General features: G+C 73.1%; 27 protein-coding genes. 12 read left to right on the forward strand and 15 right to left on the reverse strand.

Annotated features, from left to right (window positions below; translation table 11 throughout):
* The first annotated feature begins 30 nt into the window (after positions 1–30).
* Both glgP and E4V99_RS16635 read left to right on the forward strand, forming a co-directional pair.
* Positions 31–2,574 carry an alpha-glucan family phosphorylase gene (gene glgP, locus E4V99_RS16630; RefSeq protein ID WP_135117887.1) on the forward strand — a complete coding sequence of 848 codons (2,544 nt, stop codon included), beginning with the start codon at positions 31–33 and terminating at the stop codon, positions 2,572–2,574.
* Positions 2,571–3,308, forward strand: a complete 738-nt coding sequence (locus E4V99_RS16635; RefSeq protein ID WP_135117888.1) for a glutamine amidotransferase — start codon at positions 2,571–2,573, stop codon at positions 3,306–3,308. The genes glgP and E4V99_RS16635 overlap by 4 nt, the downstream gene beginning before the upstream one ends.
* On the opposite strand, the gene E4V99_RS16640 is transcribed toward E4V99_RS16635, so the two are convergent.
* The 7 genes from E4V99_RS16640 to E4V99_RS16670 all read right to left on the reverse strand — a co-directional run bounded on the left by E4V99_RS16640 (position 3,296) and on the right by E4V99_RS16670 (position 8,091).
* On the reverse strand, positions 3,296–4,009 hold the full coding sequence (locus tag E4V99_RS16640) for an NAD(P)H-hydrate epimerase (protein WP_135117889.1): 714 nt from the start codon (positions 4,007–4,009) through the stop codon (positions 3,296–3,298). The genes E4V99_RS16635 and E4V99_RS16640 overlap by 13 nt on opposite strands.
* Entirely contained in the window at positions 4,002–4,997 is a 996-nt protein-coding gene (locus E4V99_RS16645) for a YihY/virulence factor BrkB family protein (protein WP_209305645.1), read from the reverse strand. The genes E4V99_RS16640 and E4V99_RS16645 overlap by 8 nt, the downstream gene beginning before the upstream one ends.
* Positions 4,998–5,059: 62 nt before the next feature.
* Positions 5,060–5,566, reverse strand: a complete 507-nt coding sequence (locus E4V99_RS16650) for an A24 family peptidase (RefSeq protein WP_135117891.1) — start codon at positions 5,564–5,566, stop codon at positions 5,060–5,062.
* 1 nt (position 5,567) lies between these two features.
* A complete protein-coding gene (locus E4V99_RS16655) occupies positions 5,568–5,867 on the reverse strand; it encodes a DUF1905 domain-containing protein (RefSeq protein ID WP_135117999.1) in 300 nt (99 codons plus the stop codon).
* A 2-nt stretch (positions 5,868–5,869) separates the two neighbouring features.
* Positions 5,870–6,673: a glycosyltransferase family 2 protein gene (locus tag E4V99_RS16660; protein WP_135117892.1), complete on the reverse strand. Its 804-nt coding sequence runs from the start codon at positions 6,671–6,673 to the stop codon at positions 5,870–5,872.
* A 69-nt stretch (positions 6,674–6,742) separates the two neighbouring features.
* Positions 6,743–7,654, reverse strand: a complete 912-nt coding sequence (locus tag E4V99_RS16665; RefSeq protein WP_245233223.1) for a L,D-transpeptidase — start codon at positions 7,652–7,654, stop codon at positions 6,743–6,745.
* A complete protein-coding gene (locus E4V99_RS16670; RefSeq protein ID WP_245233224.1) occupies positions 7,651–8,091 on the reverse strand; it encodes a DUF2809 domain-containing protein in 441 nt (146 codons plus the stop codon). Before E4V99_RS16670 ends, E4V99_RS16665 begins: the two co-directional genes overlap by 4 nt.
* 163 nt (positions 8,092–8,254) lie before the next feature.
* Here E4V99_RS16670 and E4V99_RS16675 point away from each other — a divergent pair, with 163 nt between their 5' ends.
* The 3 genes from E4V99_RS16675 to E4V99_RS16685 all read left to right on the forward strand — a co-directional run bounded on the left by E4V99_RS16675 (position 8,255) and on the right by E4V99_RS16685 (position 11,420).
* Positions 8,255–9,475, forward strand: a complete 1,221-nt coding sequence (locus E4V99_RS16675) for a serine hydrolase domain-containing protein (protein ID WP_135117893.1) — start codon at positions 8,255–8,257, stop codon at positions 9,473–9,475.
* Positions 9,476–9,543: 68 nt separating this feature from the next.
* On the forward strand, positions 9,544–10,767 hold the full coding sequence (locus E4V99_RS16680; RefSeq protein ID WP_135117894.1) for a histidine kinase: 1,224 nt from the start codon (positions 9,544–9,546) through the stop codon (positions 10,765–10,767).
* On the forward strand, positions 10,764–11,420 hold the full coding sequence (locus tag E4V99_RS16685; RefSeq protein ID WP_135117895.1) for a response regulator transcription factor: 657 nt from the start codon (positions 10,764–10,766) through the stop codon (positions 11,418–11,420). Before E4V99_RS16680 ends, E4V99_RS16685 begins: the two co-directional genes overlap by 4 nt.
* 6 nt (positions 11,421–11,426) lie before the next feature.
* Here the strand turns inward: E4V99_RS16685 and E4V99_RS16690 are convergent, their stop codons facing one another.
* From E4V99_RS16690 to E4V99_RS16705, 4 genes are read right to left on the reverse strand one after another with little or no spacing between them, the layout of a single operon-like run.
* On the reverse strand, positions 11,427–11,993 hold the full coding sequence (locus E4V99_RS16690) for a mismatch-specific DNA-glycosylase (protein WP_135117896.1): 567 nt from the start codon (positions 11,991–11,993) through the stop codon (positions 11,427–11,429).
* 12 nt (positions 11,994–12,005) lie between these two features.
* Positions 12,006–12,995 (reverse strand): aldo/keto reductase, encoded by a 990-nt coding sequence (locus E4V99_RS16695; RefSeq protein WP_135117897.1) that lies wholly within the window; start codon positions 12,993–12,995, stop codon positions 12,006–12,008.
* Positions 12,996–13,031: 36 nt separating this feature from the next.
* Positions 13,032–13,373 carry a hypothetical protein gene (locus tag E4V99_RS16700; RefSeq protein WP_135117898.1) on the reverse strand — a complete coding sequence of 114 codons (342 nt, stop codon included), beginning with the start codon at positions 13,371–13,373 and terminating at the stop codon, positions 13,032–13,034.
* A 3-nt stretch (positions 13,374–13,376) separates the two neighbouring features.
* Positions 13,377–14,150: an NAD(P)H-binding protein gene (locus tag E4V99_RS16705; RefSeq protein ID WP_135117899.1), complete on the reverse strand. Its 774-nt coding sequence runs from the start codon at positions 14,148–14,150 to the stop codon at positions 13,377–13,379.
* Positions 14,151–14,279: 129 nt separating this feature from the next.
* On the opposite strand from E4V99_RS16705, the gene E4V99_RS16710 reads away from it, so the two are divergent.
* From E4V99_RS16710 to erm, 4 genes are all read left to right on the forward strand, one after another.
* Positions 14,280–14,912, forward strand: coding sequence for a GntR family transcriptional regulator (locus E4V99_RS16710; protein ID WP_167758142.1), 633 nt, complete (start codon positions 14,280–14,282; stop codon positions 14,910–14,912).
* Positions 14,909–15,394: an OsmC family protein gene (locus E4V99_RS16715; RefSeq protein WP_135117901.1), complete on the forward strand. Its 486-nt coding sequence runs from the start codon at positions 14,909–14,911 to the stop codon at positions 15,392–15,394. Before E4V99_RS16710 ends, E4V99_RS16715 begins: the two co-directional genes overlap by 4 nt.
* A gap of 27 nt (positions 15,395–15,421) precedes the next feature.
* Positions 15,422–16,294 (forward strand): sigma-70 family RNA polymerase sigma factor, encoded by an 873-nt coding sequence (locus E4V99_RS16720; RefSeq protein WP_135117902.1) that lies wholly within the window; start codon positions 15,422–15,424, stop codon positions 16,292–16,294.
* A gap of 261 nt (positions 16,295–16,555) precedes the next feature.
* Positions 16,556–17,347 carry a 23S ribosomal RNA methyltransferase Erm gene (erm, locus tag E4V99_RS16725; protein WP_135117903.1) on the forward strand — a complete coding sequence of 264 codons (792 nt, stop codon included), beginning with the start codon at positions 16,556–16,558 and terminating at the stop codon, positions 17,345–17,347.
* An 18-nt stretch (positions 17,348–17,365) separates the two neighbouring features.
* Here erm and E4V99_RS16730 read toward each other — a convergent pair whose 3' ends face one another.
* Entirely contained in the window at positions 17,366–17,767 is a 402-nt protein-coding gene (locus tag E4V99_RS16730) for a VOC family protein (protein WP_135117904.1), read from the reverse strand.
* Between the two features lie 65 nt (positions 17,768–17,832).
* Here E4V99_RS16730 and E4V99_RS16735 point away from each other — a divergent pair, with 65 nt between their 5' ends.
* Positions 17,833–18,546: a TetR/AcrR family transcriptional regulator C-terminal domain-containing protein gene (locus tag E4V99_RS16735; protein WP_135117905.1), complete on the forward strand. Its 714-nt coding sequence runs from the start codon at positions 17,833–17,835 to the stop codon at positions 18,544–18,546.
* Positions 18,547–18,566: 20 nt separating this feature from the next.
* On the opposite strand, the gene E4V99_RS16740 is transcribed toward E4V99_RS16735, so the two are convergent.
* The 3 genes from E4V99_RS16740 to E4V99_RS16750 are packed head-to-tail and all read right to left on the reverse strand — an operon-like array spanning position 18,567 to position 20,986.
* Positions 18,567–19,088 (reverse strand): GAF domain-containing protein, encoded by a 522-nt coding sequence (locus E4V99_RS16740; protein ID WP_135117906.1) that lies wholly within the window; start codon positions 19,086–19,088, stop codon positions 18,567–18,569.
* 10 nt (positions 19,089–19,098) lie between these two features.
* Positions 19,099–19,707, reverse strand: coding sequence for a histidine phosphatase family protein (locus E4V99_RS16745; protein ID WP_135117907.1), 609 nt, complete (start codon positions 19,705–19,707; stop codon positions 19,099–19,101).
* Between the two features lie 37 nt (positions 19,708–19,744).
* Positions 19,745–20,986 carry a PEP/pyruvate-binding domain-containing protein gene (locus tag E4V99_RS16750; protein WP_135117908.1) on the reverse strand — a complete coding sequence of 414 codons (1,242 nt, stop codon included), beginning with the start codon at positions 20,984–20,986 and terminating at the stop codon, positions 19,745–19,747.
* Between the two features lie 56 nt (positions 20,987–21,042).
* Here E4V99_RS16750 and E4V99_RS16755 point away from each other — a divergent pair, with 56 nt between their 5' ends.
* Together E4V99_RS16755 and E4V99_RS16760 are read left to right on the forward strand one after the other, a co-directional pair.
* The gene (locus E4V99_RS16755) at positions 21,043–21,432 is read left to right on the forward strand and encodes a DNA-binding protein (protein WP_135117909.1); all 390 of its coding nucleotides are present in this window, start codon (positions 21,043–21,045) and stop codon (positions 21,430–21,432) included.
* A complete protein-coding gene (locus E4V99_RS16760; RefSeq protein ID WP_135117910.1) occupies positions 21,429–22,064 on the forward strand; it encodes a transcriptional regulator in 636 nt (211 codons plus the stop codon). The genes E4V99_RS16755 and E4V99_RS16760 overlap by 4 nt, the downstream gene beginning before the upstream one ends.
* The last annotated feature ends 7 nt before the right edge of the window (positions 22,065–22,071 follow it).

Consider the following 22,071-nt stretch of genomic DNA (forward strand, 5'->3'; position numbering starts at 1 on the left):
CGGGGAGGGCGAGAGCCTAGACTCACTCGGATGAAGGCCCTGCGCACGTTCACCGTCCGACCCGTCCTCTCCGAGCGCCTCGCGCCGCTGGACCGGCTGGCGTCCAACTGGCGCTGGTCGTGGAGCCGCGCGACGCACGCCCTGTTCGCGTCGATGGACCCCGGCCTGTGGGCGCAGGTGGGCGAGAACCCCTCGCGGATGCTGGGAGCCCTCGGCCAGGCACGGCTGGACGAACTGGGCCGCGACGAGCAGTTCGTCGCGCGGGTGGACGAGGAGGACGAGCGCCTGCGGGCCTACCTCACCGGCGACCGCTGGTTCCAGTCGCTGCCGGGCCCCAAGCCCGCCCACATCGCGTACTTCTCCCCCGAGTTCGGCGTCGACGGCTCGCTGCCGCAGTACTCCGGCGGCCTCGGCATCCTCGCCGGCGACCACCTCAAGAGCGCCTCCGACCTGGGCGTCCCACTCACCGGCGTCGGGCTGTTCTACCGGGCGGGCTATTTCCGTCAGTCCATCGCCGATGACGGATGGCAGCGCGAGAGCTATCCCGTGCTCGACCCGTACGGGCTCGGCCTGACGCTCCTGCGCGAGGACGACGACACTCCCGTGGAGATCACCCTCGCCGTCACCGGCGGGCGCACGCTGTCGGCGCGCGTGTGGGTGGCCGACATCGGCCGCGTCCCCCTCCTGCTGCTGGATTCGGAGACCCCCGCCAACCCGGAGGACCTCCGCCACGTCACCGACCGCCTCTACGGCGGCGGCGGCGAGCACCGCCTGCTGCAGGAGCTGCTCCTGGGCATCGGCGGTGTGCGGGCCGTGCGGGCGTGGTGCCGCATCACCGGCCGGGAAGAGCCCGACGTGTACCACACCAACGAGGGGCACGCCGGCTTCCAGGGCCTGGAGCGGATGGCGGAGCTCATCACGGGCGAAGGCCTCGGGTTCGACGCCGCCCTCGCGCAGGTGCGCGCCTCGACGGTGTTCACCACGCACACGCCGGTGCCCGCCGGGATCGACCGGTTCTCCCGCGACCTCGTCGCCGAATACCTCGCGACGGACCTCCTCGCCGGCCTGGACGCCGATCGCGCCCTGGCCCTCGGTGCCGAGGACTATCCGGGAGGGGACGCCGGCGTGTTCAACATGGCCGTGCTGGGTCTTCACCTCGGGCAGCACGCCAACGGCGTCTCGCGTCTGCACGGCACCGTCAGCCGGGCGATGTTCGGGACGCTGTGGCCGGGAGTGGACACCGACGAGGTCCCGATCGGATCGATCACCAACGGCGTGCACGCGCCGACGTGGGTGCATCCCGCTCTCAAGGCACTCAGCGAACGGGCCTTCGGCGACGCCCTCACGACCGAGCACGACTGGCGCGACCGCGACGTCGTCGGCGACGGCGAGCTGTGGGCGGTGCGCACCGCGATGAAGCAGGAGCTCATCGCCGAGGCGCGCGGCCGCCTCGCCGCCGCCGGATCGACCGCGGGCGCGTGGGCGGGGAACGTGCTCGACCCCGACGTCCTGACGATCGGCTTCGCCCGCCGCGTGCCCACGTACAAGCGCCTGACGCTCATGCTGCGCGACCCCGAACGCCTCACGCGGCTGCTGACCGACCCCGAGCGCCCCGTGCAGATCGTCATCGGAGGCAAGTCGCATCCGGCCGATGACTCCGGCAAGCTGCTCATCCAGCAGCTCGTGCGGTTCAGCCGCGACCCCAGAGTCCGCGACCGCATCGTCTTCCTGCCCGACTACGACATCACCCTCGCCAAGACGCTGTACCCGGGGTGCGACGTGTGGCTGAACAACCCGCTGCGTCCCCTCGAGGCGTGCGGGACCTCGGGCATGAAGGCGGCCCTGAACGGAGCCCTCAATCTGTCGGTGCTCGACGGATGGTGGGACGAGTGGTTCGACGGACGCAACGGCTGGGCGATCCCCACCGCCGACACGGCCACGAGCGACTCCGAGCGCGATGACCTCGAAGCCGCCGCACTGTACGACCTCATCGAGCATCAGCTGGTGCCGGCGTTCTACGACCGCGACGGCGGGATCCCGGTGGGCTGGCTCGAGCGCGTGCGCCACACCATGACGGATCTGGGCGCCAAGGCCACGAGCGACCGGATGGTGCGGGAGTACGTCGGTGCCCTCTACACGCCCGCCGCCGTCCACGCGCACGCCCTCGCCGCCGACGGCCACGCCGCCGCGATCGAGCTGGCCGCCTACATCGCACGGGTTCGGGCAGCGTGGGTCGGCGTGCGCGTGCGCAGCGTGGACGCCTCGGGGCTCGCCCAGCAGGCGCGGGCGGGCGAGCGGCTGATCGTACGGGCGGAGGTGGAGCTCGGCGGCCTCGACCCCGCCGACGTGGCCGTGCAGCTGGTGTCCGGGCGCGCCGACGCCGACGGCGACCTCACCGGCGAACGGAGCGTGCGCGCGCTGGACCCGACCGGCGCGCATGAGGGTGCGACGGTGTTCGAGACGATGCTGGACCTGGATGTCACCGGTCCCTTCGGCTACACCGTGCGCGTCGTGCCGCAGCATCCGCACCTGGTCTCGGCGGTGGAGTTCGGCCTGGTCGCCTTCGCGTCATGACCGCACGACCTTTCGTCCTCCTCGCCACGCGCGCGGAGGACGGCCCCGCCGACGAGGAGTACGCGCTCTTCCTGCGCGCCAGCGGGCTGCGCCCCGAGCAGCTGCGTCGCGTGCGGCTGGAGGCCGGGCCGATGCCCGACATGGACCTGGACGCGGTGTCGGGCATCTTCGTGGGCGGCAGCCCGTTCAACGCCTCCGACCCCGACGAGGGCAAGTCGGCGGTGCAGCGGCGCGTGGAGGCGGAGTTCGCCGATCTGCTCGCCGAGGTCGTCGCGCGGGACGTGCCGTTCCTGGGGGCGTGCTACGGCGTGGGAACGATCGGCACGCATCTGGGGGCGAGGATCGACCGGCGGTACTCCGAGCCGATCAGCATCGTGCCGGTGACCCTCACCGACGCCGGTCTCCTCGATCCGCTGCTGGCGGGGATGCCGCGCACCTTCGACGCCTTCGTGGGGCACAAGGAGGCCATCAGCGACCTCCCGGCGCCCGCCGTGCTGCTGGCGTCCTCACCGTCGTGCCCGGTGCAGATGTTCCGCGTCGGCCACAACGTGTACGCGACCCAGTTCCACCCCGAGCTGGATGTGGACGGGATCACGACGCGCATCCACGCGTACGCCGCGCACGGCTACTTCGCCCCCGACGAACTGGATGTCACCCTCGCCGCCGTGCGGCGGGTGCGCGTGAGCGAGCCGGCGCGGATCCTGCGGGCCTTCGTCGCCCGCTACGCGCGCTGACGCCGGGCGACCGAGACGACCGGGATGGGGCCGGTCACCTCGGGCCGGGCGCGCGCGAGGGCGGGGCCGAGCCCGAGATCCACCAGAAGCACCTCGCCGGAGAGCTCGGGGCCGCGTCCGCGGACGAGACCGGCTTTCACGGCACCGAAGGTCACCGTCGTGGTCGCCGGCAGCACGACGTCATCGGCTCCGCCGTCGTCGGGATGCAGACCGCTGGGCAGGTCGACGGCGATGACGACGGCCCCATCCCCGCGCACCACGGGCAGGAGGGATTCCACGACCGCGCGGGCCACGCCACGCAGGCGCGGATCGGCGGAGACCCCGATGCCGAGGATGCCGTCGAGGATTACGGCGTAGTCCCCCGCACCCTCGCGCAGCTCACCCGCGCCGCGGAGCACGGCGCCCGCCGACAGCGCCGCGGCGAGGGCATCGCGGTGGGCCCGGTCGGAGGTCAGGACGATGTCGACGCGCTGTCGCGGTCCGGCGAGCTCGGCAGCCGCATACAGCGCGTCGCCGCCGTTGTCCCCGCCGCCGGCGAGCACGAGGAGCCCGCCGGGGGTCTGCGCGAGGCGCTCGCGCACGACGCCGGCCAGGGCGGTCGCCGCCTGGCGCATGAGGGGCTCGCCCGCGGCCAGCAGCGGAGCCTCGGCGGCACGCACGGCGGCGGCGCTGTAGGCGGAGCCGAGGGCGTTCTCACGCATTCGCGCGCTCCTCCTCCTCCGCCTCGCGGGCCGCGGCCAGCTCGGCCGAGACCGCCTGGACCTCCTTCTCCGCACGACGGACGCGGAACTGGGCGAAGGTGGCGGCACCGAAGCGGGCGCTCACGCGGTCTTCGTCCTCCTCCACGCCCATGACGATGTACGCGGCGGCGATGAGGATCACCTGGCTGGAGAGGTTCAGCCACAGCAGCAGCGCGATGAAGGAGGCGAAGGTGGTCAGCAGCGGGTTGGCGGCGGCGCCCCCGACGAACAGGCCGGACAGCTGCTGCAGGACCGTGAGACCGAATCCGCCGAGCATCGCGCCGAGCCACAGGGTTCGTGGACGCGCCCGGATCCCGGAGAGCAGGCGGAAGGACACTCCGACGACGAGGGTGTCCAGGACGAAGACGACGAGCGCGGAGACCAGCCAGGCCACGAATCCCAGCGCCGGCTCGCCCTCGGGGATGCCGAGCCAGCCGGTCAGGACCGACAGGCCCGCCGTGGCCAGGAAGGTCGCCGCCGCGGCGGCGGCCAGGCCGAGTCCGATGCCGATCGCCAGGAGGAGGTTCCGCAGGATCACCCAGATGAACAGGACGTCGTCGACGGCGACGCCGGCGATCGACCGCAGCGCCGAGCGCAGCGACCCGACGGCGCCGATCGCGGCACCGACGAGACCGATCGCCGAGACGATCCCGGCCACGGTCAGCCCCGTCGGGGCCCGGACCGCATCCAGGTCGATGACTCCGACCAGGCCCGGGACGGCCGCATCCAGGGCACCGACGAGGGCGTTCCATGCCTCCCGGTTGCCGGCGAGCCACAGCGCCGCGACGGAGAAACCGAGCAGCACGCCGGCGAAGAGGGCGAACAGGGTGCGGTAGGTGACCGAATCGGCCAGCATCGGCCCGCGGTGGCGGCTGTACAGCAGGAAGGCGCGCACGGGACGGCGGGCCAGCGCCCAGGCGGTGAGGCGGGACACGACCGTACTCGACATGTCGCCAATCTAGCCGCGGCCGTGAGCCGCGCCCCGGGGCTTGACGCTCATCGCGCGCGGGGTCAGTCGCCGGTGAAGGCGGGCACGGCGGCGGCGAGGATCGCGAACCAGGCCCCGCCCAGCATCCACGGGCCGAACGGGATCGCCGTGCGCGCCCGGGCGCGGCGGGTCAGCAGCAGCGCCACGGCGTAGAACCCGGCGAGGAGGAACCCCGCGAGCGCACCCACGAGCACGCTCTCCCAGCCGAGGAACCCCAGGTACGCACCGATGACGCCGGCGAGCTTGACGTCGCCGCCGCCCATCGCGGCGGGGCGCAGCATCCGCAGCGCCAGGTAGAACGCGAACAGGGCGAGGGCTCCCCCGACCGCCGGCAGGAGTCGCTCCGGCGCGCCCTGGGCGATCGCCGACACCGTCAGCAGCACGGCGGCGATCGGGTAGCCGGGCAGCACGTACCGATCGGGCAGGCGGTGCGTGCGCGCGTCGATGACGGCCAGGACGACGGACTGCACCGCGAACAGGGCGTACGCGAGGAGCGCGCACGCCACGGCGGCACCGAGCGCGACGGTCATCTCAGCCGTCCAGGATGTCCAGGTCCACCGTGACGGGGCCGCCTTCCACGAGCCCCTCTCCTTCACGCACCGCGCGCTTGAGCGGCAGCGCGTAGGTGCCCGACGAGCCGGGGAAGATCGAGGTGCGCCACGTCGTCTCCCCCACCGTCGCCGCCACGCGCACGGCGCCGAAGCCGCGCGCGAACGGCTGCATGACTTCGCGCACCTCCGCGCTCAGCTCCTCCGGCACGTCGGCGAAGAACCACGCCGTGTCCTGGCGCGCCTGCCACCGGTAGACGCGGGTCTCGAAGCGCAGGTGCATCGTCACCGCCGGTTCCCGGGAGCGGGCGCGTCGTCGCGAGGCCACGTGATGTCGCCCGCGCGCAGGGGCCGGGCGCTCTGCGCCTCGTGCGCACGATGCCACGGCGAGCCTTCCGGCCAGCTCGCGGCGAACGTCGGGACGACCCGCCACACCCGTCGCAGCAGCGCCGACGGGCGGGCGAACGGGCGTGCCGACACCGGCATCCGCAGGTCGGGGTCGTAACGGACGCCGTCGCTCGGGCGCAGGTGGATGGTGAGGTCGAGGTCGTCGTGGATGATCGGGTTGGTCCGCTCGACCTGATCGCGCACGCGCTCCCACACGCGCGAGCGCATGGCGAAGTTCGATCCGAACACCAGCGGGACGCCCAGCCACTGCTTGACCCAGAACGTGCCGCCGCCGATGTACCAGTGGTCGCCGAGATAGCGCACGAGGGGTGTGGCGCCGTAGAACTCCGAGCCGCCGGTGAGCACGCCGAGGTCGGGGTCGGCGGCGAAGGCCTGCGCGATGCGGGCCACCCAATCCCGGTGCGGACGGGAGTCCGCGTCCAGGCGGGCGATGAGGTCGAACCCGCGCGCCTCGTCGTATCCCCGCGCCGCCGCCGGCCAGATCCCCACCAGCGGTTCTGTGATCACGCGCGCGCCGTGCCGGCGGGCGACGTCGGCGGAGTCGTCGGTGCTGACGTTGTCCACGACGATCACCTCGTCGGGCCGGCGCGTCTGCGCCGCCAGGGCCTGCAGACACTCCTCGAGGTAGGGCGCGTCGTTGCGGCACGGGATGACGACGGCGATGCGCGGGAAGACGGACACGGGGGCCACGCTACTCGCGCCGCTCGCGGGGTGCGGTGGAAGCCGCGCCGCACGCCGCGACCGTCCCGGTCACCGGATGACGACGGGGGTGCCCACCGGCAGCTGCCCGAGCCGCGCGATCGCCTCGGGGCCGAGCCGCAGGCAGCCGTTGGAGATGCCGCCGGAGCGGGCGTCGTGGTAGTGGAAGGCCGTGACGGCCACCGGCGCGCCGCCGAAGCCGTCGAGGGTGGGCGACTGGACCGAGAGGTAGACCAGCGGATGACCGCGCGTGTACGTCAGCGACGGCTCCGAGCGCACCATCATGACGAAGGAGCGACCGCGCGGGGTCGGAGTGCCCTCCGCGCCCCACGCGTAGTCGTCGGCGACGCGCTCGCGGGCGCCGTCGCGGCCGACGACGTCGATCGTGCGTGCGGAAAGGTCCACCTCGACGCTCTGCTCCCACGCCGACAGCTCCATGTCCTGCGCGCGCACCCACCCGGTCACCTGCCCCGGATTCCCCGCCGACGGCAGCGCGGCGCGGCCGGTGAGCAGCACGTGCAGCCAGTGCTCCTGGCGCTCGATCACGGGCACCGTCGTGCCGTCGTAGACGTGGTCGCGGGGCAGGGTCGCCACCGGCGCCTGCCCGGGGACGGCGAAGACGGGGATGCGTTCGGCGCTGGCGCGGGCGAGATCGCCCGTGAACGCCCCGGCCGGGTCGGCGTCCACCGGGAGCGCGGGGATCACGGCGTACACGTCGACCTGGGGAAGCTGGTCGAGCGGATACGCCGTGGTGTCGGCGGGATGCCCGCTCGGGCTCGGCGTGGGCGTCGCGCTCGGCACCGCGGCCGGGCTGGTGGCCGCCGGTGAGGCCGCGGGCGGTGCGGCGGGCCGGCTGGATGCGACCCACACGGTCACCGCGCCGGCGGCCACCAGCACGGCTGCGACCGCCATCGCGATGGCGCGGGCACCGCGCGAGCGGGGCGCGGGTCGGGAGTCGGTCACCGTCCCATGCTCCGCTGTGCGGTGCCACGGGGCAAGCCGCCCGAGCCGTCCGGCCGCGCCCGCCGCGTCACCAGAACGTCGACAGCGGCCGCCGCGGCGACGGCGCAGACGTAGACGACCAGATCGCGCGGGTCGAAGACGGTTCCCAGCACGAGCAGAACGGGCGGGAAGGCGGCACCCCACGTCAGGGGCAGGCCCGTCAGCTGGAACACCTCCACGGCGACGCACCACGCCGCGGCGGCGAGCGCCACGCCGACCCGCCGGCGCGGAAGCAGCAGCACGCCGGCGGCATACACCGCCGCGGCGTACAGCGCGTCACCCGCGATGTCGGTGGCCGCCGTGTCGGGCGCGAGGCCGTGGACGGCGAGCCCGGCCACCACGATGACCGCGAGCGCGGCCGAGGCGGCCCACCGTCGCAGCCGCACGGGAGACATCATGCTCCCCATCATGGACGACTCCCGCTAGCGCTCGGGCGTGGGGTTCTCGCCGTGAGGGCTGGGCCTGGGTCACTGATCCGCCCCGCGGGGCCTATCCCTCCGGACAGGGCGGACTGATCGTGCGGCCGGGGTGCGCGGCATCCGCGGTGCGCAGGCTGGAGTCATGGATGCACAGACCCCCACCCCCACCCCCACCTCGACCCCCGATCGGCGTCGCGCCCCGCGGGGGCGCATCGCGCTGGCGGCGACGACGGCGGCCGTGCTCGTCGCCGGTGCGCTGGCCTTCGGCGCCGCCGCCCGCACGACCGCGGCCGACCCTGCCGAGAGCGCGCTGGAGGAACGCCTGCAGTCGCTCGTGGACGCCGGTTACCCCGCCGCCCTGGCCTCGGTCACGCGCCCGGACGGCACGAGTATCGACGTGTCCGTCGGCGACGGCGACCTCAGCTCCGACCGCGAGACCCCTGAGGACGCGGAAGTGCGCGTGGGCAGTAACACGAAGATGTTCGTCGCCACCGTGGTCATGCAGCTGATCGAGGAAGGCGCCGTCTCCCTCGACGAACCGATCGAGACCTACCTGCCCGGCGTCGTCACCGGCGACGGGATCGACGGCGCCGCGATCACCGTCCGCGATCTGCTGCGTCAGACCTCGGGCCTGCCGGAGTCGTCCGAGGTCGTCGCCACGGACCCGTTCGGCATGCAGGACGTGTACATCTCCGGGCGCGACCTGCTGGACATCGCCCTGGCCCAGCCCGCGACGTTCGCGCCGGGTGACCGCTGGGAGTACAGCAACACCAACTACATCGTGCTGGGCCTCCTGGTCGAACGCGTCTCACAGCGCCCGCTGTGGGAGCAGATCGACGAGCGGATCGTGCAGCCGCTGGAGCTCGATCACACCTACCTGCCCGTGCCCGGCGAGCGCGAACTGCGCGGGGCGCACGTGGAGGGCTACCACGCCGACTTCCCCGGCGAGCTGCGGGAGATCACCGACATGGATCCCGCCTTCGGATGGGCCGCCGGCGCGGTGGTGTCCACGCCCACGGAGATGAACCGCTTCATGCAGGCGCTGCTGGGCGGCGAGCTGGTGAGCGAGGAGAGCGTGGCGCTCATGCAGGACACCGTTCCCGCCGACGATCCCTTCCACCCCGACCTCGGCTACGGACTCGGGCTGCAGACCTACTCCCTCGAGTGCGGGGTCATGTGGGGTCACGGCGGCGACATCCCCGGCACCCAGACGCGCAACGCCGTGGCACCCGACGGCACCGCGGTGACGATCGCGGTGACCGCACTGCCGTGGGCGATCGCCGATCCCGCCGACGAGGCGGTCCTGCTGCCGAAGTACGAGATCGTGATGGACGCCCTCGACGAGACGCTGTGCGACTCGTGACCTCGGACCACCACGACCCGGCTGCCGGCGCGGATCCGCGTCGGCAGCCGGCGTGGTTGACTTCCTCCATGTCCGTCGCTCCGGCCACCCCGGCATCCCGGATGCGCGCGGCCGTCGCGCCGGTGCTCACGGCCGCCGTCGCGCTGGGGTACGTGGGCATCGACCTCACCGGCGTCGACGAACCGGTGCTCTCGCCGCTCCCTCCCCTGGCCCATGCCGCCCTGGTGGTGCTGCAGGCCGCCGCACTGCTGTGGCGCGAGCGTGCGCCGCGGACGGTGCTGGGTGTCGTCGTGGCGCTGGATCTGCTGATCCTCGCCACCAGCGGAGGCCAGCTGGGCATCGGCTCCCTGGCCGTGCTGATCGCCGTCTACGCCGTGTGGCGGCGGGATTCGCCGGGCGCCGCCGCGACTCTCGCCGGCGCGGCCGTCGCGACGATCGTGGTCAGTGCGACCGCGATGGCGGTCGCCGGCCTGCCGGTGCTCTTGATCGCGGTCGCCGCGACGGCACGGGTTCTCCTCCTGTACGCGCTGCCCGTCGGCGCCGCCGAGTACGTCCGCAACCGCGCGCGCCTGACCGTGGCGGAGCGCGAGCGCGCGGCACTGGTCGAACGGGGCCGGCGCGAGGAGACCGAGCGCGCCCTCCGCGCCGAGCGCACCGCCCTCGCCCGCGAACTGCACGACATCGCCGGCCATCACCTCTCCGGCATCATCGTCACCGCCCAGGCCGCCTCCGCCCTCGCCGCCACCGACCCCGCACGCACACGCGACCTGCTCGGCACGGTGCAGGAGGAGGCACGCACGGCACTGGCCGACCTGCGCCGCACCGTGGGGCTTCTGCGCGACGAGGGCACGGACGCCGACGGGTCCCACGCACCGGTCGCGACGCCGTCGCTGGCGCGCGTGCCGGACCTCGTGGCGCAGGCCCGCACGGCCGGTCGCCGTGTCCAGCTCGAGATGGACGACACCCTCCCGCCGCTGTCTCCGCTGGCCGACGCCACCGTCTACCGCATGGTGCAGGAGTCGCTCGCCAACGTCGCGCACCACGCCCCCGGCGCCGCATCCGTCGTGCGCATCGAGTCCGCCACCCGGATGCTGCGGGCTGCCGTGAGCAACGACCGCCCGCCGGCTCCGGCGCCCGCGCCCCGCCGGACCGACGGCTACGGCCTCGCCGGGATGCGTGAACGCGCCGACCTCATCGGGGCCCGGCTCACCACCGGCCCCACGCCGGACGGCGGCTGGCGCAATGAGCTGGTCGTCCCCCTCGGGGGCGACGTGGAGGAGGAACGCGCATGATCCGGGTGCTCATCGCCGATGACCAGACCATCGTCCGCGCCGGACTGTCGGTCATCCTCGGCGCCGAAGCCGACCTCGACGTGGTCGGCGAGGCCGCCGACGGCGCCGAGGCGATCGCGCTGACCCGTTCTCTGCGCCCCGATGTGGTCTGCATGGACATCCGGATGCCCGGCACCGACGGCATCGCCGCGACCCGCGCCATCTCCGCCGACGCCGACCTCGATACCGAGGTGCTGGTCCTCACGACCTTCGACATCGACGACGACGTGTTCGCGGCGCTGGAGGCGGGGGCGGCGGGCTTCCTGCTCAAGGGGGCCGATGAGGCCACACTGGTCGCCGCCATCCGGTCGGTGGCCGCCGGCGAGGGCACCCTCGATCAGCGGCTGACCCGCCGCATCCTGCGGGAGTTCACCGCGCGGCGCCGCGCCCCCCAGCCGCAGACCGCCCTCCCCGTCGCCCTCACCGAACGTGAGCACGACGTGCTCGCGCTGCTGGCCGAGGGGCTGTCCAACAACGAGATCGCCGCGCGCCTGTACGTCGAACCGACCACCGTGAAATACCACCTCGCCCAGATCCTGCAGAAGACCGGCGCCCGCGATCGCCTGCAGGCGGTGCTGTGGGGCATCCGCACCGGCGCGATCGAGGTGCGCTGAGGCGGATCAGGGCAGCACGCCCGCCGCTCGCGCCGGCGCCGCGTACGCCTCGGCGAGCGTGGCGACGGTGTCGTGCGCGTTGAGACCGCTCGGGTTGGGCACGACCCAGGTCTCCGCCCCGCCGATGCGCTGCTCCTGCCGCCCCGCCTTCGCACGGGGACGGTCGAAGCCCTGCCGGTACGCCGTGATCCCCACGACCGCCACGACGCGGGGGCGCCAGCGCGCCGCATCCGCCGCCACCCGCTCCGCCCCTGCGCGCAGCTCGGGTCGCGTGAGCTCGTCCGCGCGCGCGGTGGCACGGCGGACGAGGTTCGTGATGCCGATGCCCGCCTCCAGGATGATCGTGCGGTCGGCCTCGTTCAGCGGACCCGAGAACGCGGGGAGCCTCGGCAGGATTCCCGCTGCCACGAGCGCCGGGTAGAAGCGGTTGCCGGGGTGGGCGAACGGTGTCCCCGTGGCCGCCGTCCACAGCCCCGGATTGATGCCGACGAACACGAGCCGGGGCCGGGCGGGCATCAGATCGGGGATCGTCGCGTCGCGGTACGACTCCAGTTCGGCGCGCGTGAAGCCCATGTCAGCAGGGTGTCACCACAGGGGGTGGATGTGCGCGCGCAGCCGCTCATCGTAGACGCGGTGCACGGCGGCATCGAAGCCGGCCAGGTCGCCGCTGTCCAGGAGCGCCGCGGCATCCGCGTTCGCCTCGGCCTGTGCGGGGTTGCGGGCGCCGGGGATGACGCTCGTGATGCCCGGCTGCGCGGCGATCCATGCCAGCGTCGCCGCCGGCAGCGGCACACCCGCCGGCAGGGCTGCGGCCAGCTCGGCTGCCGCGGCGACCCCGGTCTCGAAGTCCACGCCCGAGAACGTCTCGCCCCGATCGAACGCCTCGCCGTGACGGTTGAAGGAGCGGTGGTCGTTCGCGGCGAACGTCGTGGCGGCGGTGTAGCGGCCGGAGAGCAGGCCGGAGGCCAGCGGCACCCGGGCGAACACGGCGACCCCGGCGGCGCGCGCGGCGGGAAGCACCTCGTCGAGGGGCTTGAGCCGGAACGGGTTGACGATGATCTGCACGTTCGTCACATGCGGGCGGGCGATGGCGGCGAGCGCCTGGGCGCACGTCTCCACCGAGACGCCGTACGCGGCGATCGCCCCGTCGGCCACGAGCGCGTCCAGCGCGTCGTAGGTCTCGTCCGCCTCGATGACGGCCGAGGGTGGGCAGTGCAGCTGCACGAGGTCGAGCGTGTCGACACCGAGGTTGCGCCGGGAGCGCTCCGTCCAGGCCCGGAAGTTCTCCGGCGTGTAGTTGCCCGGCTCCTGCGCCATGCGCCGGCCCATCTTGGTCGCCACCGTGATGCCCGCTCCCGGCCGCGAGGCGAGGAAGCGGCCGATGATGGTCTCGCTGCGCCCGTCGCCGTAGACGTCGGCGGTGTCGAAGAGGGTCACCCCGCGGTCTGCGGATGCGGCCAGCACGGCCGTCGCGTCATCCTCGCCGACATCGCCCCAGTCGCCCCCGAGCTGCCACGTGCCCAATCCGATGACCGAGACCGAGCGGCCGGTGCGGGCGAGTTCGCGCTGCTGCATGGGGGATCCTCTCGTGCCCGGCGGTGTGCCGGCCGACTACGACCCTGCCACACCCGCGCCGCGTGCGGCGGGCACGGTCACGGGAAAGGTGACCGTGCGCGCGACCGCTCGCTCGCGTTCACCGCTGAGGGCGCCGCGCCGCGGATCGGCGACGAAGACCTCGACCGCACGGGGATCGGGGAAGCGCAGCAGCTGCACCTCGACGGGGTCGGTCTCCGTGCCGTCGCCGAAGACGCGCAGTGACACCTCCGCACCGTGATCGGGGAGAAACGCCAGGACGGCGTCCTCGTAGTCGTGCAGATCCTGGAGCCGCCCCTCACGGGCCCACAGGAGGCAGCACAGCAGGTGATCGTTCTGCGAGTCGTCGCGTGCGGCCATGCCTCACACCCTCGCAGAAGCGCCGGCGCGCGTCATCAGGTATTCCGGCCACGTGACCGCTCCCCGTGCCGCTCCGGGCCCGGCGAGGTTGCGTCCTTCGCGGTAGGCGGCACCGATCGCCCCGCCCAGGGGCACGCGCACCGTCGGCCGTCGTCGCCGTCTGATCCGCAGCAGCGGGCCCACGATCTCCGGCACGTCCAGCACGGCCGGCCCGGCGAGGTCGGGGACCCGGCCTGCCGGCGCGCCCAGCGCGATGCGCGTGAGTCTCGCGGCCACCTCGGCGACCTCGACCGGCTCGAAGCGCAGGCCCCGCGGCGCGGGGACGACCGGGAGCCGGGCCATCGCCCCGATCGTGGTGAGGATGAAGTCGTGGAACTGCGCCGCGCGCAGGATGCTGTACGGAACCCCGCACGCGCGGAACTCCTCCTCCGCCGCCGCCTTGGCGCGGAAGTAGCCGATCGGCATCGCGTCGGCCCCGATGACGGAGATCAGGACGAGGTGCGCGACACCGGCGCGGCCGGCCGCGGCGGCCACGTTGCGCGCCGCGACATCGTCGCCCTTGCGCCCGCCGGCCAGGTGCAGCACCACGTCGGCGCCATCCATCGCGGCGTCCAGCCCGGTCCCGGCGACGGTGTCACCGTGCAGGACGGCGATGCCGTCCGCGCCGGAGTGCGCCGTGCGGCTGAGGACACGGACGGTCGCGCCCTCCGCGCACAGCAGTGGCACGACATGGCGTCCGAGGTTCCCGGTTCCTCCGGTCACGAGCATCGCGGGCATGGTGGTCTCCGTCTCCGGGCGGGATGTCGCCCGATGCGTTGACGGTGCAGCGTGCCGCGGTGTGACCGCCGCGTCGGCGCACCGCGCTTGTTGTATGCGATGTCGTGTTGTGCATGCAATACTCGCCGCATGGCTAAGGTGTACGAAGCATTGAAGGACCTCGTCCTCTCCGGCGCCATCCATCCGGGCGTGCGCGTATCGGAGGCCGAACTGTCGGAGCGGCTGCATGTGTCCCGCACTCCGGTCCGCGAGGCGCTGGCCCGCTTGGAAGGGGACGGCCTCGTGCACGCGCGCGGCCGGGGCGTGCGCGTCGCGTCGTTGGACGTCGCGGCGCTGGTCCTGGTTCTGGAGGCCCGAGAGGCGCTGGAGTCATGGGCGGTGGGCCGCGCGGCCGAACGCGTCGCCGCCGGGCTGGTCCCCCCGGCGCGCCTGGCCCGCCTGCGTACGCTCGCCGCGGAGGCGGACGAACGCACGCGCGCGGGCGAACTCGCGTCAGCCGTGTCGGCCAACCGGGAGTTCCACCTCGCCGCAACGGCGCTGTGCGAGAACGCGCTCGTGCAGCGCACGCTCGAGGGGTACTGGAACCTCATCGCCATCGCCACCCGCGCCGGTTTGGACGAGGCCCGCCGGGCCGACAGCGTCGACCGGGAACACCGCGGGATGCTGGATGCCCTCACCGGCGGCGACGCGGCGGCTGCGGCCCGCCTGGCCGCCGACCATGTCCGTCGGACGCGAGAGGTCCTGTCGAAGGAGGACTCATGAGCCGCGCGCACACCTACTCCCTGTCGCTGGAGTGGACCGGCAACCGGGGCACCGGGACATCCGGCTACCGGGACTACTCCCGCGATCACGTCGTCGCCCATCCCATGGCCCCGCCCATCCCCGGCTCCTCGGATCCGGCCTTCCGCGGGGATCCCAGCCGCTGGAACCCCGAACAGCTCCTCGTCGCCTCCCTCTCGCAGTGCCACATGCTGTGGTACCTCCACCTCGCCGGAACGGCGGGGATCGTCGTGACGGAGTACCGCGACGACGCGACCGGCACGATGACGGAGGACGCCACGGGCGCCGGCAGGTTCTCCGAGGTCGTGCTCCGTCCGCGGGTCCTCATCGCTCCCGACAGCGACCTGGACCTCGCCGAACGATTGCACGGCCAGGTGGGCGACTACTGCTTCATCGCCCGCTCGGTGAACTTCCCGGTGCGCCACATCCCGGTCGTCACACGTGGGGCGCCCATCCCGTCATAGCCCTGACGGAAGAGAGCGAGCGGCGACATGACCGACCCCCGGATGCTGGCCCGATGGCACGAGTCGCAGCGCCCGCGCCTGGTCGCCATCGCCGTCAACCTCCTGGGCGACGCCGCTGAGGCCGAGGACGTCGTCCAGGAGGCATGGCTGCGCTTGCAGCGCACCGATCCCGCGGGAATCGACAACCTCGCCGCATGGATGACGACGGTCGTGTCCCGGCTGAGTCTCGACGTGCTCCGCTCCGCCCGCCGGCGACATGAGGCACCGCTGAGCGCCGAGCGATGGCGCTCGCACGCGGATGCTGCGCCCACCCCGGAGGAGGACGCAGCCGCCGCCGACCGCGTCGGCGTCGCCCTGCTCGTGGTGCTCGAGACCCTCGGACCTGCCGAGCGGCTCGCGTTCGTCCTGCATGACGTCTTCGGCCTCTCCTTCCCCGAAGTGGCCGCCATCCTCGACCGCAGCGAAGCGGGGTCCCGGAAACTCGCTTCGCGCGCGCGTGCCCGTGTGCGCGGCGCGGCGCCGTCGCGCACGGCGTCGCGCGCGGACGACCGGCTGGTCGCGGCGTGGCTGCGCGCGGCGCGGGAGGGCGAGTTCGCGACGCTGCTGGAGCTGCTGGATGAAGGCGCCGTGCTGCGGGCCGACTACGGCACGCACAGCGAGACGATCCGCGGCGCCCGCGACATCGCGGGGCGTGCGGCGCTGTCGGCAGCGCTCGCGGCTCGCTCCACGCGCATCCTCGTCAACGGACGTCCCGCCGTGGCGGCGGTGGTGCGCGGCCGCGTCGTGTCGGTGATGATCTTCGGCATCCACCACGGGCGCATCACCGCCCTGGAGGTACTGGCCGGCGCCGAACGACTGCGCACCATCGCGGGGCTGGATGAGGCAGTTGGGCTCGCCTGACACGAAACTGGGGGTCCCGCTCGCGCTCGCCACTCCGCTACTCTCGCCTGCATGGCATACACGAAGCACGGGGCGTTCGGCCGCCTCGCCCTGACGCGGCTGCGCAGCGCCTGACGGCGCGCCCCGCTGACTGAACAGCCGGTCGCTCCGCTCCGGACCCTGCACCCGGACCCGCGAGCGTGACCCTCCGCCCCTCTCTAGGGGCGACTCACGCCGCGTCGTCCGCGTGCTCCGCACCCGAGTACGACTGGATCTTTTCGCATGCCCATGCACTCTCCGTACGGCGGCCGTGCCGAGCTCGGCCAGAACTTCCTCCGCGACCCCCGCGCCATCGCACGCGCGATCGATCTCGTGCGCTCGACGCCCGGCCCCATCCTCGAGATCGGAGCCGGCGACGGCGCCCTGACTCTCCCGCTGTCCCGCCTGGCCCGCCCTCTGCGCGCGATCGAGATCGACCCCGTGCGCGCTCAGGCGCTGCGCAGACGCGCCCCCCACATCGACGTCGTCGCCGCGGACGGGCTCGCCGTGCCGCTGGATCGGCCCACCGTGGTCAGCAACGTCCCGTTCCACCTCACCACGCCGCTGCTGCGCCGCCTCCTGCACTCCGGGACGTGGACGCACGCCGTCCTCGTGCTGCAGTGGGAGGTCGCCCGCAAGCGGGCCGGGGTGGGCGGTCGCACGATGATGACCGCTCAGACCGACCCCTGGTTCTCGTTCTCACTGGAGGGGCGCATCCCCTCCCACGCGTTCTCGCCCCGCCCGGGCGTGGACGCTGGCCTGCTGCGCATCCAGCGGCGCGCCACTCCGCTCGTGCCCCTCGCCGAGCGCGGGTCGTACGCCGCGTTCGTCCGCCGGGTGTTCACCGGACGCGGCGGCACGCTGGCGCGCCTGGTCGCCCGCGCCGCGCCGGGTTCCTCGGCCGCCGCGGTGGCGGATGCGCTGGCGCGTGCGGGTGTGGCCCCCTCGGCGCTCCCCCGCGACGTGCGGCCTGTGCAGTGGGCGGAGATCTGGCGCGCGACCCGGCCCACCGCTGTAGACAGGCGACAGCGGTGAGCCGGCCGGCTCAGGGGGTCAGGACGTTGCCGGCGATGTGCCCTCGACCCACTCCACCAGTTGCCAGATCAGACCGTTGGGGTCGGCGAACTGGCAGAATCGCTCGCCCCACGGCTCCGTCTCCGGCGCCGTCACGACACGCGCGCCGGAGGCCTGGATGCGCGCGAACTCCGCGTCCAGACCGTCGACGACGAACACCAGAAGAAGGCCCTGACCCGCCGCTCCGGCCACCTCGGCCGGCCGGAACGTTGCCAGGCCGGTGGCCAGGAAGATGAGGTTGACCCCCGCTGTGGGGTGCCCCAGCGACACGAAGCCCTCGGAGGACATCTGGTCCTGGAATCCGAAGTTGCTCCGGGCGAAGTCCGCCGACGCCTCCACGTCAGGCACGTTGAGAGAGATCGCTGATTGGTTGATGTGCATGGACACTCCCTTCCGAGTTACCGCGTACACTGTACGGATAAAGGGGGTGCGACACAATGGGGAACGTGCCGAAGACGCTGATCGACCTGCTGTGGCGCGGGCACCCGAACGCCCCCGACGGCGGGAGCCGCGGCCCCCGCGCGAAGCGATCGACGACCGCCGTGGTCGGCGGGGCGATCGCGCTGGCGGACACCGAAGGGCTGGACGCACTGACCGTGCGGGCGCTGGCGCAGTCGCTCGGGATGTCGACGATGTCGGTGTACACCCACGTGAATTCGCGCGACGACCTACTGGTCCTCATGACCGACAGCGCGCACGCGACGATGTCGCTGCCGCCGTACCGGGGCACAGACTGGCGCGCGCGCGTGCGCGCGGTCGCCGACTCCAACCTCGCGCTCCTGACCGCCCACCCCTGGCTTCTCGAGGTCCACGACCCGCGCTCGGCCCTGGGACCGGGCACCATCGCCAAGTACGATCACGAGCTGCACGCGTTCGACGACACCGGGATCGACGGCGTGGAGCGCGATGCCGCCCTCACCTTCGTCCTCGATTTCGTCCGGGCCAACGCATCCGCCCGGCTCGTGGCCACGGGGTTCGACGCGGTCTGGTCGGACGCGACCGTGAAGCTCGGCGAGTACGTCGGGCGGGACTACCCACTCGCGCGCCGCGTGGGTGCAGCGGCGGGCGAGCGCATGGGCGGCCCGTACAGCCCGGCCGCCGCCTGGGAGTTCGGCCTGGGCCGCATCATCGCCGGGCTGGCCGCCATCATCGACGAGTAGCCCGCCGCCGCGGCGTCGTCCTATCCGGCGTCGTCCGACCCGGCGGATGCCGTTCGCTGCGACTCGTTCCACAGCCCCGACGTGAGCGCACCCACCGCGCCATCGTGGATCTCCTGCCAGTTGCGCCCGCCCCGCGCGAAGGTCCGGTGCACGCCCGGCGGCACGTCACCGTCGGGGATCGGCGCATCCAGCCACGTGCAGGGGCGGACGTGTACGAGGTCGACGCCTGCCGCATCGGCGCTCCCGTCGTAGCGCCACCCGCCGCCCAGGCGGCCCAGCCAGAAGAGCCCTTCGGCATCCCGCGTCCACACGAACGCACCCTCGGGTGCCGCCGCGAACCGCTCCAGCCGGCGCGCCATCCGCTCGTCGTAGCGGGCCGCCACCTGCTCGGCGGCCGCCACGAGCGAGGCGGGCGGGGATGCCAGGACGCCGCCGATCCCGCACAGGCCGTGCGTGAGGGCGCGTTCCACGGCCGCTCCCCCGTCCACGTCGGGCCGCCGCGACCGCAGAGGCGCGCGGAAGACCCGGGTCGATGCCGTCACGGATCCATTCTCACGGGCGGAGGCCCGGTCGAAAGCCCGTCCACCGCAGGTCCACGGGAAGGTGACTCATGTCGTTGAACATCATCATCGTCGGAGCGGCTCCCGCACGGTAGGTGAGCACGGTCAGCCCGGCATTCGCGCTGGTGAGGTCCAGCCAACGCGCGGGAGGGGCCTCCAGCGCGTGGCGCACAAGCCATGCGATCGGGTAGTCGTGCGTGATGAGCACTTCATGCCGCTCCGTCACACCGTTTCCCGCGGGCCCCGCCGTCGCGAAGCGTTCCGTGAGCGCATCCGCTGTCCGGCGGCCCGCGGCTGCGTCGGCCTCGGCATAACCGTCGAAGAAACCCGCCCAGCTCGCGGGCATCGTCTCGGCGGGCGGGACGTAGGGGATGTTGTCGATGAGCTCGGCAGCTTCGGCTACGGGTGCGTCTGTAAGGTGCCGGACGAGCTCGAGGGCAGTGGCGGCGGCGCGGGGCAACGGTGAGTGCCAGATCGCGGTGATGGGCAGTGCGGCGAGCCGTTTCCCCAGCAGTTCCGCCTGCCGACGGCCGGTCTCGGTGAGTGTTCCGAACGGGTCGGCTGCGCCGTGACGTGCGATGTAGAGGTGTCGTGTCGTCATGGTCGCGCGTGATGCGGGATGGGCGTGGCGGGTGTTCTCACTTCTGCTCCTTCGGATGTCTGGGCGCGAGGTGGATGTCGACGGTGCCGCGCGCCCCATCGATGGTGAGCGCGGCGGATTCGATGATGCGGCCGGTGGCGCCCGGGACGCCCAGGACAGCGGGAATACCGTGCTCGCGGGCCACGATCGCGGCGTGGGAGAGGGCACCGCCGGTCTCGGTGACGACGCCTGCCGCCACGCGCAGGAGGGGCGTCCAGCTGGGGTCGGTGTACCGGCATACGAGGATGTCCCCGCGCCGGACTCGCGCGAAATCCGCCGGTCCCGTGACGATCCGCGCCGGACCACGCGCGATCCCCCGGCTGCCCGGGATGCCGCGGAGGGGGGAGGACGCCGTGGCGCTGGCGGGCGAGGGGACCTCAGCGGTCACGGGACGTGCCTGGAGGATCCAGATCCCTCCGCCATCCATGGCCCACTCGATGTCCTGCGGTGCGCCGAGCAGGTCGGCGATGCCCTCGCCCAGCCCTCTCAGAGTGTTCGCCAGAGCGTCATCGAGTGTCGGTGCGACGCGCTGCGGCTCCGGGACGCGGCGCGTGCGGATGGTGTCTCCCGAGCGGTCGGAACGGGTGAGCTTCCGCCCGATCGTGCGCATCACGGTGCCGTCGTCGTGGACCTCGTACCGGTCGGGATCGACGGTTCCGCCCACCGTGCCGATTCCCAATCCCCACGCGCTTTCGATGCGAGTGACGTGCCCCCGGCTCGAGGTGAACATCACCCCGGAGACACGCGCGTCGACGAGGCGCTGGACGAGAACGGCCATCGCCGCCGGCCCGGCGAGCGCCCGGCGCGCGCGGCCATGACGATACGAACGGGCACGGTCGGAGTGCAAGGAGGACCAGCAGGTGCGGACGGCGGCGCTCACCGACGCGACGTCGCGCGCGCCCAGCACTGTGGCGTACTGGCCGGCGGCGGAGGCTCCCCGGGTGTCCTCGTCGCGTGCGGAGGAGCGCACCGCCACGGGGGCGCCGCCCCAGCGCGACAGGTGTCGCGCGATCGACTCCGTCAGCTCCGGTGGGATCACCGGCCCCCCGGCGCCGGACCGGACCGCGTCATCGTGGACGTCGGCGTCCGGCGGAGCGCTCGGCGTCGCTGCGGCGAGGTATGCGGAGAAAGGGATGACGAAGCCCTCCGGAACGGGGAACCCCGACCTGCGCAACGCGCCCATGGTCGCCGCCTTCCCCCCGCAATCCTGCGCGACGGCGTCCTCGAGCCAGCGGATCACGACACCTCCTTCAACACAATGTTGACAACGGCTCGTTGATTCTTCATGCTGGTGCCGTGATCCGCAAGACCCCCATCGCCGAAGCGGCGCGAGAAGACCACGCAGCGGCAGACCGTTACCGGACGGCGCGAGCGACCCTGCACGAGCACGGCGCGAGCGCGCTGGACCCCCGACCGTGGCGACCGGCGTCGCACCCGTCCGCGGTCGACCTCGCCCAGTTCGCCCTCTGGCGGTCAGCCGACCTCCCCACCGACGGACTGCTCAGCGCGCTCACGCTTCTCGCCGAGGCCCGCGCCGAAGTCGAGGGGCTGGAAGCGGGGCTGCTGTTCGTCGCCCGCAGCGCCGGTCTGACATGGGCTCAGATCGCCGAATCGATGGGATTCAACTCCCCGCAGGCCTGCCAGCAGCACTACAACCGCCTGACCGAGCGCAGCGGCCGCCGATGACGCACGCCTCAGCGTTCGGAGTGCTCGTCCTGCACTCCGTGCGCCTCACCGGTTTCGCCGACACCCCCGAGGTCGCGGAGCGGTTCGACCTCGAGCCCGCGCCGACCGCCGACGCACTGCGCGACTTCCAGGAGCAGGGGTGGGTCCAGCACTCGACGTTCCTCGACATCGCGGGGTGGTCGCTGACGGAGACGGGAAAAGCGGAGAACGAGCAACAGCTCGCGAAGGAGCTCGACGACGCCGGCGCACGAGAAGCGCTCACCAGGGCCCACACGGACTTTCTGCCTGCCAACGCACGTCTGTTGGCGGCCTGCACCGACTGGCAGGTGCGCCCCTCCCCCACGGACGTGCTCGCCCACAACGACCACCGGGACGTGCAGTGGGACGCCGGCGTCCTGGCGGAACTGGACTCAGTCGAGGAATTCCTGAGCCCGTTCACCCGGCGACTCAGCGGTCGATTGGAGCGGTTCGCCGGATATGACACCCGTTTCGCGGCCGCACTGCGGCGGGCGCGGGCGGGAGACCATGACTGGGTCGACCGGGGAGGCGTCGACTCGTGTCACCGCGTCTGGTTCCAGCTTCACGAGGACCTCATCGCAACCCTCGGGCTCACACGCGGGCAAGCCCCCTGAGGCGGGC

The organism is Microbacterium sp. dk485 (assembly GCF_004570445.1).
GTDB lineage: Bacteria > Actinomycetota > Actinomycetes > Actinomycetales > Microbacteriaceae > Microbacterium > Microbacterium wangchenii.

Coding starts and splice junctions, on each gene's coding strand:
- glgP (WP_135117887.1), top strand. CDS start 31: ATGAAGGCCCTGCGCACGTTCACCGTCCGACCCGTCCTCTCCGAGCGC.
- E4V99_RS16635 (WP_135117888.1), top strand. CDS start 2,571: ATGACCGCACGACCTTTCGTCCTCCTCGCCACGCGCGCGGAGGACGGC.
- E4V99_RS16640 (WP_135117889.1), bottom strand. CDS start 4,009: ATGCGTGAGAACGCCCTCGGCTCCGCCTACAGCGCCGCCGCCGTGCGT.
- E4V99_RS16645 (WP_209305645.1), bottom strand. CDS start 4,997: ATGTCGAGTACGGTCGTGTCCCGCCTCACCGCCTGGGCGCTGGCCCGC.
- E4V99_RS16650 (WP_135117891.1), bottom strand. CDS start 5,566: ATGACCGTCGCGCTCGGTGCCGCCGTGGCGTGCGCGCTCCTCGCGTAC.
- E4V99_RS16655 (WP_135117999.1), bottom strand. CDS start 5,867: ATGCACCTGCGCTTCGAGACCCGCGTCTACCGGTGGCAGGCGCGCCAG.
- E4V99_RS16670 (WP_245233224.1), bottom strand. CDS start 8,091: ATGATGTCTCCCGTGCGGCTGCGACGGTGGGCCGCCTCGGCCGCGCTC.
- E4V99_RS16675 (WP_135117893.1), top strand. CDS start 8,255: ATGGATGCACAGACCCCCACCCCCACCCCCACCTCGACCCCCGATCGG.
- E4V99_RS16680 (WP_135117894.1), top strand. CDS start 9,544: ATGTCCGTCGCTCCGGCCACCCCGGCATCCCGGATGCGCGCGGCCGTC.
- E4V99_RS16685 (WP_135117895.1), top strand. CDS start 10,764: ATGATCCGGGTGCTCATCGCCGATGACCAGACCATCGTCCGCGCCGGA.
- E4V99_RS16690 (WP_135117896.1), bottom strand. CDS start 11,993: ATGGGCTTCACGCGCGCCGAACTGGAGTCGTACCGCGACGCGACGATC.
- E4V99_RS16695 (WP_135117897.1), bottom strand. CDS start 12,995: ATGCAGCAGCGCGAACTCGCCCGCACCGGCCGCTCGGTCTCGGTCATC.
- E4V99_RS16700 (WP_135117898.1), bottom strand. CDS start 13,373: ATGGCCGCACGCGACGACTCGCAGAACGATCACCTGCTGTGCTGCCTC.
- E4V99_RS16705 (WP_135117899.1), bottom strand. CDS start 14,150: ATGCCCGCGATGCTCGTGACCGGAGGAACCGGGAACCTCGGACGCCAT.
- E4V99_RS16710 (WP_167758142.1), top strand. CDS start 14,280: ATGGCTAAGGTGTACGAAGCATTGAAGGACCTCGTCCTCTCCGGCGCC.
- E4V99_RS16715 (WP_135117901.1), top strand. CDS start 14,909: ATGAGCCGCGCGCACACCTACTCCCTGTCGCTGGAGTGGACCGGCAAC.
- E4V99_RS16720 (WP_135117902.1), top strand. CDS start 15,422: ATGACCGACCCCCGGATGCTGGCCCGATGGCACGAGTCGCAGCGCCCG.
- erm (WP_135117903.1), top strand. CDS start 16,556: ATGCCCATGCACTCTCCGTACGGCGGCCGTGCCGAGCTCGGCCAGAAC.
- E4V99_RS16730 (WP_135117904.1), bottom strand. CDS start 17,767: ATGCACATCAACCAATCAGCGATCTCTCTCAACGTGCCTGACGTGGAG.
- E4V99_RS16745 (WP_135117907.1), bottom strand. CDS start 19,707: ATGACGACACGACACCTCTACATCGCACGTCACGGCGCAGCCGACCCG.
- E4V99_RS16760 (WP_135117910.1), top strand. CDS start 21,429: ATGACGCACGCCTCAGCGTTCGGAGTGCTCGTCCTGCACTCCGTGCGC.